Origin of the sequence: Burkholderia sp., from assembly GCF_018375725.1 — a bacterium.
In the GTDB taxonomy this organism is placed as follows: domain Bacteria; phylum Pseudomonadota; class Gammaproteobacteria; order Burkholderiales; family Burkholderiaceae; genus Burkholderia.
Map to the genome: position 1 here is coordinate 1 of NZ_JAHACR010000164.1, position 9,300 is coordinate 9,300.

A 9,300-nucleotide genomic window follows, 5' to 3' on the forward strand; every position below is an offset into this window, starting at 1 on the left:
GGTATTACCATTGTGGTATTTACCACCCTTGCTTTACTGATTGCGCGTCCGATCCTCGTCTGGATGAATACGCCGGCGGAAACGATCGATATGGCGCACCTTTATATCAGCATTATTTTCTGCGGGATTCCGATCATCGTCGCGTATAATCTGCTGGCTGCAATTCTGCGCGCGCTGGGAGACAGCCGCACGCCGCTTATCGCCATGGTGATTGCATCGGTTATCAATATTGTGCTGGACGTCTGGTTTGTTATGGGGCTTTCCTGGGGCGTTGCCGGCGCTGCTGCCGTGCGGGAATCGACGGCCACGGCAACACCGGTCGCCGACAACGAACGCGCGACGATGCAGGCCGCGCTCGCCTTCCGGATCGCCGATGAATGGCTCGCGCTGCCGGTACCCGCACTGCGTCAGGTCGACGAGCCGCGGCCGATCCAGCCGCTGCCGCACCGGCGCAACGGCGTCGTGCTGGGGCTCGTGAACGTACGCGGCACGCTGATGATCGCGGCATCGCTCGGCGACATGCTGAACCTCGACCGCGCCGGAACGGGCCGCCATACGTTGCGCCAGGGACAGGCGCGGATGCTCGTCGCCGAACATCGCGGCGAAACCGCCGTCCTGCCGGTCGACGAGGTCGAAGGCGTGATACGTTTCGCGGCCGACACGCTGATTCCGGCACCGACGACGCTCACTCACTCGGCCGCCGCCCACACACACGGCGTCTTCGAATGGCGCGGCACGACGGTTGGCCTGCTGGATCCGGACCGCCTGTTCGAGTCGCTCGCCCGGAGCTTGCGATGAGTACCGGCGAAGATCTGTCGCGCATCTCGCTGCTGGACTTGTTCCGGGACGAAGCACAGACGCAGACGCAGGTCCTCGGATCTGGCCTGCTCACGCTCGAGTCCGCGCCAACGGACGCCGCGGCGCTCGAGGCGTGCATGCGCGCCGCGCATTCGCTCAAAGGCGCGGCGCGGATCATCGATCTGCCGGACGGCGTCGACATTGCGCATGCGATGGAAGAATGCTTCGTCGCGGCCCAACGCGGTGCGCTGATCCTGTCGACGTCCCATATCGATGCGTTGCTGCACGGCGTGGACCTGCTGCTTCGCGTCGGCGACCCGGATCCCGCTGCCGCTGTCGCCCGCAACGAGATCGACGCGCTGGTCCGGCGTCTTGGCTCGCTCGTCGAGGCGCCGGACCACATGGCAGCCGCGCCCGATCTGCCGCCCGCGCCCGACAGCGCGCCTGCACCCGCCGCCCCGCCTGACTCGCCCGGCATCGCACCGCCTGCAGCGTCTGCACCCGCTGTCCGCACGGACGTGCGGCACGATCCGCAACGGATGCTGCGCGTGCGCGCCGACCAGCTTGACCGGCTGCTGAGCTTGTCCGGCGAGTCGCTGGTCGAATCGAACCGGTTAAAGCCGTTCGCCGACTCGTTGCTGCACCTGCGACGCGCGCAGCGCGATGCAGGCCGCAGGTTCGATGCCCTGATCGGGACGCTGGCCGAGCACGTCGATGCAAGCGCGCTTGCCGCGCTGGACGACGTGCGGCGCATGCTCGGCGAACTGCATCTGCAGCTCGGCGCACGCATCGACGAACTCGACCGGTTCGATCGCCGCAGTACGAATCTCGCGCAGCAGTTGTACGACGAAGCGCTGCATTGCCGGATGCTGCCATTTGGCGACGCGACGCATGCCTATCCGCGTATCGTGCGCGACCTTGCCCGGTCGCTCGGCAAGCAGGTGCGCTTTTCCATCGTCGGCGAAACGACGCAGATCGACCGCGACATTCTGGATATGCTCGACGCGCCGCTCGGCCACCTGCTGCGCAACGCGCTCGACCACGGCGTCGAGACGCCCGACCAGCGGATCGCCGCCGGCAAGCCGCCCGAAGCGGTCGTCACGGTCGATGCGCGTCACAGCGCCGGCCAGCTGCTGATTTCCGTCAGCGACGACGGCGCGGGCGTCGATCTCGACGCGTTGCGCGCGGCTGTCGTACGGCGCGGGCTCGCCGACGACGACACCGCACGGCGCCTGTCCGATCACGAACTGCTCGACTTCCTGCTGCTGCCGGGTTTCTCGATGCGCGAGCGCGTCACCGACGTGTCGGGCCGCGGCGTCGGCCTCGATGCGGTGCGCGAGATGGCGAACGCGGTGGGCGGCACCGTGCGGGTATTGACCGAATACGGGCGCGGCACCCGCTTCGTCCTGCAACTGCCGCTCACGCTGTCGGTGATCCGGGGCCTCCTCGTCGAAGCCGGTGGCGAGGCCTATGCGTTTCCGCTCGCGCACGTGCGCCGGACAATCGACCTCGCGCGCGCGGACATCGACATGCTCGAAGGCCAGCAGCATTTCCGCTTCGACGGCCGGCGTGTCGGCCTCGTCACCGCGCACCAGCTGCTCGGTGCGACGGCGGCGAGCGACGCGCGCGAGCAGATTCCGGTCGTCGTCATCGGCAATGGGCACGAAACCTACGGCATCGCGGTCGATCGGTTCCTGGGCGAGTGCATGCTCGTGGTCCAGCCGCTCGACGCCCGGCTCGGCAAGGTCAAGGACATCGCCGCCGCCGCGGTGATGGAAAACGGCGAACCGGCGCTGATCATCGATGTCGAGGATCTGCTGCGGTCGGTGAGCAAGCTCGTGCGCGGCGGCCAGCTCGAGCGGATCCGGAGTGTGCAGAAAGAGGCGGCGCCGCAGCGCAAGCACGTGCTCGTCGTCGACGATTCGTTGACGGTGCGCGAGCTCGAGCGCAAGCTGCTCGACAAGCAGGGCTATGCGGTCACGGTCGCCGTCGACGGGATGGACGGCTGGAACGCCCTGCGTGGCGCGGCGTTCGATCTCGTCGTCACCGACGTCGACATGCCGCGAATGGATGGCATCGAACTCGTCACGCTGATCAAGCGCGACGCGGTGCTGAAAACGCTGCCCGTGATGATCGTGTCGTACAAGGATCGCGATGAGGATCGGCGCCGCGGGCTCGATGCAGGCGCCGACTACTATCTCGCGAAGAGCAGTTTCCACGACGACGCGCTGATCGATGCGGTCCGCGACCTGATTGGGGAATCCCGTTCATGAACATCGGCATCGTCAACGACCTTCCGCTCGCCGTCGAGGCAATGCGCCGCGTGATCGCGCTGCGGCCCGAGCACCGCATACTCTGGGTCGCATTCGATGGGGCGCAGGCCGTCGACTTCTGCGCCGCGCAACCGCCCGACATCGTATTGATGGATCTCGTGATGCCGAAGTTCGACGGGGTCGAGGCGACGCGCCGGATCATGTCGTCGGACACGCCCTGCGCGATCCTCGTCGTGACGAGCAGTGTCGGCGCGAACGCCTGGCGCGTGTACGAGGCGATGGGCGCGGGTGCGCTCGATGCCGTCGACACGCCGCGGCTCGCGGAAGGTCTGCTTGGGGATACGTCGCAGGCGCTGCTCGCGAAGATCGACCAGATCGGCCGCCTGCTCGAGAAGAGCGCGCCCGCTGTCACGCAGGCGGCGACGGCTGCGCACAATGGCGGCCTGCCGCTCGTCGCGATCGGCGCATCCGCCGGCGGACCGTCCGCACTTGCCACCCTGCTCCGCGGCTTGCCCGCCGATTTCGGCGCTGCAATCGTGATCGTGCAGCATGTCGACAAGGCGTTTGCGGAGGGAATGGCGCAATGGCTCGACAGCCAGACGCCGCTGCCGGTGCGCATCGCGCTTGCCGGCGAGCGACCGCAGCCGGGCGTTGCGCTGCTTGCGGGAACCAACGACCATCTGCGCCTCACGCGCGTGGGCCTGCTCGACTACACGCGCGATCCGGCCGACACACCGTACCGGCCGTCGGTCGACGTGTTCTTCAGCAGCGTGACGGAGCACTGGCGCGGCGATGTCATCGGCGTGCTGCTCACGGGCATGGGACGCGACGGCGCGATCGGACTCAAGGCCATGAAAATGAAAGGTTTCCATACGATCGCGCAGGACGAGGCGACGAGTGCGGTGTACGGGATGCCGAAGGCCGCCGCAGCGCTCGGTGCCGCGCGTATGATTCTGCCTCTCGATAGCATCGCGGGCGAGCTGAAAGCGCGTCTTTGCTGCCGGTGAATGACAACAGGTTTTAAAGCGACAGGATTCGACATGATGAGTGATCACCCCCCGGCTGTGGACTGCAGCGACAGCGGCATGCGTCACACCGACGGCGCGGATGCCTCGCTCGAAGCCGCGCGGGCAGCGCTCGGGGCGCCGCCTGCGGCCGATGTGCCGGCGATGGTGCTGCTGGTGGACGATCAGGCCATCGTCGCCGAGGCGGTGCGACGCGCGCTCGCGAATGAGGAGGGCATCGACTTCCACTATTGCGCAAGCTCGGACGACGCGATGGAAGAGGCGACCCGCACGCGGCCGACCGTGATTCTGCAGGATCTCGTCATGCCCGGCACCGACGGCCTGACGCTCGTGAAGGCGTACCGGGCCAACCCGGCCACGCGCGACGTGCCGGTCATCGTGCTGTCGACGAAAGAGGATCCGGTCATCAAGAGCGCCGCGTTTGCGGCCGGCGCCAACGACTACCTCGTGAAGCTCCCGGATCGCATCGAGCTTGTCGCGCGGGTGCGCTATCACTCGCGTTCGTTTGTGAACCTGCTGCAACGCGACGAAGCGTATCGCGCGCTGCGGCAGTCGCAGCAGCAGTTGCTTCAGGCCAACCTCGAACTGCGGCGCCTGACGAATTCGGATGGCCTCACCGGGCTGTCGAACCGGCGCTATCTCGACGAATACCTGTCGGCCGAATGGCGCCGCGGTGCGCGTGAGCACACCGACCTGGCGTTCCTGATGATCGATGTCGACAACTTCAAGGCATACAACGACAACTATGGGCACGTGCCCGGCGACGAGGTGCTCAAGCGGATCGCATCGACGATCGAGCGCTGCATCTGCCGCGCCGGCGACCTCGCCGCGCGCTTTGGCGGTGAAGAGTTCGCGGTCGTGTTGCCGGCGACGTCGGCCGGCGGAATGCGCCTCCTCGCCGAGAAGATCCGTGGCGAGATCGAGGCGTTACGCATACCGCACGAATACTCGTCATCGAGTTCGCATGTGACCGTCAGCATCGGCGGCGCGTCCATCGTACCGGCTGCGGGTGTCGCGATGACGTCGCTGATCGAAGCGGCGGATCAGGCGCTGTATCGCGCGAAGCATTTTGGGAAGAATCGTGTGCTCGTGGCGTGAGGGCATTGGTTGAACGTCCGCGTGGAGCCGGGCACGCGGCTGAGCGCGCGCAGATGTTGCCCTGGCGCCCGAATGGCGAGGGAGATCGCCGGAGCGTCGAATCCGTCGCACCTTCGCGTCGCCTCGTCAGGCCAGCGCAAACAACGCGCGATAAGCGCTGGGCGACGTGCGAAATGCCCTGCTGAAATGCTGGCGCAGCGATACCGCGCTGCCGAAGCCCGCCAGCTGGGCAATCGCTTCTACCGGTTGGCGCGTGGTTTCCAGCATGCGCTGCGCATAGGCCAGGCGCTGTCCGAGCAACCACTGGCCGACCGTCGTGCCAGTCAGCTCGCGAAAACGGCGCGTGAAATTCCGGCGGCTCATCGCCGCACGCTCGGCCAGCGAGTCGAGCGTGTGCGGCTCGGCGAGGTTCGCCACCGCCCAGTTCAGCAGATCGGATAAACGGTCGCCGCCTGGTGCGTCATGCAGCGGCTGCTCGATATATTGGGCTTGGCCGCCCAGCCGATGCGGCGCCACGACCAGCCGCCGCGCGATGCGGTTGGCCACCTCCGCACCGTGCCAGCAGCGCACCAGGTGCAGGCAGCAGTCCAGCCCGGCGGCCGTGCCGGCGGACGTCACCAGCCGGCCCTCGTCGGCATCCACATACAGCACGTCGGGCACCAGCCCGACACTCGGATAGCGTCGCGAGAACGCCTCGGCCGCGCTCCAGTGCGTGGTCGCCTTGCGGCCGTCGAGCACGCCCGCTTCCGCCAGCACGAACGCACCGAGGCACAGGCCGACCACTGTCGCACCGCGTTCGTACGCGTCGCGCACGGCGTTCAGCATGGGCGCGGGCGGACGCTCTTCCGTGTCGCGCCACGACGGCACGATCAGCACGTCGGCGCGCGCGGCGTCTTCAAGCGTCAGGTCGGTCTGCACGGCAAACCCGGCGGTGGTGCGCAAGCCGCCTTTCCGGACCGGCTCTCCAGCGCAAATCCGCAGTTCGTACGAAGGCAAACCGGTAGAGGTGCGATCTTCAAACACCAGGCACGGCACCGAGAGATGGAATGGACTGATGTCGTTGAAAGCCAGAACGGCAATTTCCCTGGGTTGCATGGCGCCTCCGTTCGTTTGGCCCGATTTCATCGATGAATGTCTTGCGGGCCACTGTCGGGAAGGATATCCATGGACGAAGATGCTGTCCACGGGCTCACGCAATGCCCGCTCAAACCCATATCGAGGAGTCTTGCCATGACTGCCCATGCCATCCCGAAGCGCGCCCTGATCGTCATCGATGTCCAGAACGAATACTTCACCGGCGGCCTGCCGATCGAGTACCCGGATCCGCAGCAGACCGTTGCCCATATCGGCGTCGCCATGGATACGGCGCATGCGGCAGGCATTCCGGTGATCGTCGTGCAGCAGACGTCGCCCGCCGGCTCGCCGCTGTTCGCCATCGACTCGGATGGCTGGCAACTGCATCCCGTCGTGGCGTCGCGCCCGCGCGACCATTACCTGCGCAAGGCGCTGCCCAGCGCCTATGCGCAGACGGATCTGGCGCAATGGCTGGAAGCGCGCGGCATCGATACGCTCACGGTGGTCGGCTACATGACGCACAACTGCGACGCATCCACGATCAACCACGCGCTGCACAACGGAATGGCGGTCGAATTCCTGCGCGATGCGTCGGGTACGGTGTCATATCGCAATCAGGCCGGCTTGGCGAGCGCGGAAGAGATCCACCGCGTGTTCAGCGTCGTCCTGCAATCGCGCTTCGCGGCCGTGATGTCGACCCGGGAATGGGTGCACAGCGTGAAAACCGGCGCGGCACCGGTACGCGACACCATCTACCAGTCCAACCAGCGGGCGCGTGGCCTGCTGCGGGACGAGCTGATGCCGCGGGCGGTGTGATTGGCCGCTTGCCCGGTCAGCCGCCATTGATCTCGTGCAAGCGCCGCCGCCGGCGCCGGGTCGGACAGCAATATCCCGCCCCCCCGTGAAAAAACATAAAAAAGGCCCGAAAAAATTCGGGCCATTCAATGAAACACAAGGAGAAGCCGCCCGCCACACATCGGGCGGCTACGCCGTTGCTACACGACGTTCTTTTCGACGATCGGCCGGTTCTCAAGCACCCGCGCCCAGCTCAGCGACGACAGGTCCAGCGTCGCATAGCGGCCGCCGAGAATCAGTTCGCTGACGCCGCGTCCGGTCGCCGGCCCCTGCTGCAGACCGTGACCGCTGTAACCGTTCGCGAACACGCAATTGTCGATATCCGGGTGATAGCCGATGATCGCATTGTGGTCGAACACGTTGTATTCGTAGTATCCGGACCAGCAATTCTCGACGCGCAGCGCCTCGAATTCCGGCACGCGATGCGCCAGCGTCGGCCAGATCACTTCGTCGAACAGATCGTGATCGACTTCGTCGAGCGGCAGGTCGTCCGGATCCCGGTCCGGGCTCGGCGACGTGCCGCAGATATAGGTCTTGCCTTCCGGCCGGAAATAGACGCCGCTCGGATCGATCAGCAGCGGGCAGTCGGACAGTTTCGCCGGCGACGAAACGTTGAAGATGCTGCGCCGCCGCGCATGAACCGGGATGTCGATCCCCATCATCTTCGCCAGCGGGCGCGCCCACGCGCCGGCCGCATTGACGAGCGTGGCGCACGCATGGCGCTCGCCGTCGCCCGTGACGACATGCGTGACCTTGCGGCCTTCGCGCAGGACATCGACGACATCCGCCGCGACATAGCGCGCGCCGAGCGATTGCGCCTTCTTGCGCAGCGCCTGCACGAGCCCGTAGCCGTCGAACCAGCCTTCGCCGCTCAGGCCATAAGCGCCCGAGACGAGATCGTCGACGTTCAGCCACGGAAATTTTGCGTGCAGCGCGTCGCGATCCATCAGGCTGATGTCGGCGCCGAGCGCGGTCTGCAGCGCGTGGTTCTCGCGCAGCGTCGCGTCGCCCGCCGGCGTCGCGAGAAACAGGTAACCGCCTTCATGCAGATCGATCGACGGCTCGTTGCCGTCGACTTCGAGCCGTTCGCCGATAGTGCGCAGGAATTCGATGCCATACAGCGACATCTGGATCGACAGCGGGGTCGAGAACTGCTGGCGGATCGACGCGGCCGACAAGGCCGACGACGACTTCGCATAGGTTGGATCGCGTTCGATGACCGTCACGGACACCGTCGGATCGGATGCGCGCAGGAAGTAGGCGATCGAACTGCCGATGACCCCGCCCCCCACGATGACGACTTGAGCACTCACGTCTGTCTCCAGATTGCACATGAACGGCGCCGCCGCATGGCCGCGCCGGATGAACCCATCGCCGCGCCTGCCCGATCCGGTGCAGCCTGACGCGGCCGGGTCATGCGGGCCGGCTTAGCCGAGGTTGAAGTCGATGCCCTGCGCGAGCGGCAGCGCCGACGAATAGTTGACGGTATTCGTCGCGCGGCGCATATACGCCTTCCACGCGTCGGAGCCGGATTCGCGGCCGCCGCCCGTTTCCTTCTCGCCGCCGAACGCGCCGCCGATCTCCGCGCCGCTCGGCCCGATATTGACGTTCGCGATCCCGCAGTCGCTGCCGGACGCCGACAGGAAGCGCTCGCTCTCGCGCATGTCGGTCGTGAAGATGCACGACGACAGCCCGTGCGACGCCGCATTGTTCGCCGCGATCGCGTCGGACAGTTCACGGTATTTCAGCACGTACAAAATCGGCGCGAAAGTTTCCTTCAGCACGATCGGCGTCTGCGACGGCATCTCGACAATTGCCGGGTTCACGTAGAAACCGCGCGCGTGCCCCGCCACCGCGTGCCGCTCGCCGCCGAATACCTTGCCGCCTTCGTTGCGCGCCTGTCCGAGCGCGGACTGCATGCGCGCGAACGACGCCTCGTCGATCAGCGGCCCCATCAGCACACCCGCTTCGAGCGGATTGCCGATCACGACCTTCGCATACAGCGCCTTCAGGCGCTCGACCGTCTTGTCGTAGATGCTTTCGTGAACGAACAGCCGGCGCAGCGTCGTGCAGCGCTGGCCGGCGGTGCCGACCGCGGAGAATACGATGCCGCGCAGCGCGAGTTCCATGTCGGCCGTCGGCGACACGATGCCCGCATTGTTGCCGCCGAGTTCGAG

Annotated in this window: 8 protein-coding genes; 5 read left to right on the plus strand and 3 right to left on the minus strand. The window is 66.4% G+C overall.

What is annotated here, in order from left to right:
• The 4 genes from KH616_RS16375 to KH616_RS16390 all read left to right on the plus strand — a co-directional run.
• Window positions 1-798 (plus strand): chemotaxis protein CheW (locus KH616_RS16375; protein ID WP_292248157.1); only part of this gene is annotated, 798 nt, incomplete at its 5' end.
• The gene (locus KH616_RS16380; protein ID WP_292248160.1) at window positions 795-3,071 is read left to right on the plus strand and encodes a hybrid sensor histidine kinase/response regulator; all 2,277 of its coding nucleotides are present in this window, start codon (window positions 795-797) and stop codon (window positions 3,069-3,071) included. The genes KH616_RS16375 and KH616_RS16380, both read left to right, overlap by 4 nt.
• The gene (locus tag KH616_RS16385) at window positions 3,068-4,078 is read left to right on the plus strand and encodes a chemotaxis response regulator protein-glutamate methylesterase (RefSeq protein ID WP_292248162.1); all 1,011 of its coding nucleotides are present in this window, start codon (window positions 3,068-3,070) and stop codon (window positions 4,076-4,078) included. The genes KH616_RS16380 and KH616_RS16385 overlap by 4 nt, the downstream gene beginning before the upstream one ends.
• Before the next feature lie 36 nt (window positions 4,079-4,114).
• A complete protein-coding gene (locus KH616_RS16390; protein WP_292248165.1) occupies window positions 4,115-5,194 on the plus strand; it encodes a diguanylate cyclase in 1,080 nt (359 codons plus the stop codon).
• A 126-nt stretch (window positions 5,195-5,320) separates the two neighbouring features.
• On the opposite strand, the gene KH616_RS16395 is transcribed toward KH616_RS16390, so the two are convergent.
• Entirely contained in the window at window positions 5,321-6,319 is a 999-nt protein-coding gene (locus KH616_RS16395; RefSeq protein WP_292248177.1) for a helix-turn-helix domain-containing protein, read from the minus strand.
• Between the two features lie 105 nt (window positions 6,320-6,424).
• Here KH616_RS16395 and KH616_RS16400 point away from each other — a divergent pair, with 105 nt between their 5' ends.
• Window positions 6,425-7,084, plus strand: coding sequence for a cysteine hydrolase family protein (locus KH616_RS16400; RefSeq protein WP_292248168.1), 660 nt, complete (start codon window positions 6,425-6,427; stop codon window positions 7,082-7,084).
• A 179-nt stretch (window positions 7,085-7,263) separates the two neighbouring features.
• On the opposite strand, the gene KH616_RS16405 is transcribed toward KH616_RS16400, so the two are convergent.
• Together KH616_RS16405 and KH616_RS16410 are read right to left on the minus strand one after the other, a co-directional pair.
• Window positions 7,264-8,436 carry an FAD-binding oxidoreductase gene (locus KH616_RS16405; protein WP_292248171.1) on the minus strand — a complete coding sequence of 391 codons (1,173 nt, stop codon included), beginning with the start codon at window positions 8,434-8,436 and terminating at the stop codon, window positions 7,264-7,266.
• 114 nt (window positions 8,437-8,550) lie between these two features.
• The coding region (locus KH616_RS16410; protein WP_292248174.1) for an aldehyde dehydrogenase family protein at window positions 8,551-9,300 on the minus strand (750 nt) is incomplete at its 5' end.

Coding starts and splice junctions, on each gene's coding strand:
- KH616_RS16380 (WP_292248160.1), top strand. CDS start 795: ATGAGTACCGGCGAAGATCTGTCGCGCATCTCGCTGCTGGACTTGTTC.
- KH616_RS16395 (WP_292248177.1), bottom strand. CDS start 6,319: ATGAAATCGGGCCAAACGAACGGAGGCGCCATGCAACCCAGGGAAATT.
- KH616_RS16400 (WP_292248168.1), top strand. CDS start 6,425: ATGACTGCCCATGCCATCCCGAAGCGCGCCCTGATCGTCATCGATGTC.
- KH616_RS16390 (WP_292248165.1), top strand. CDS start 4,115: ATGAGTGATCACCCCCCGGCTGTGGACTGCAGCGACAGCGGCATGCGT.
- KH616_RS16385 (WP_292248162.1), top strand. CDS start 3,068: ATGAACATCGGCATCGTCAACGACCTTCCGCTCGCCGTCGAGGCAATG.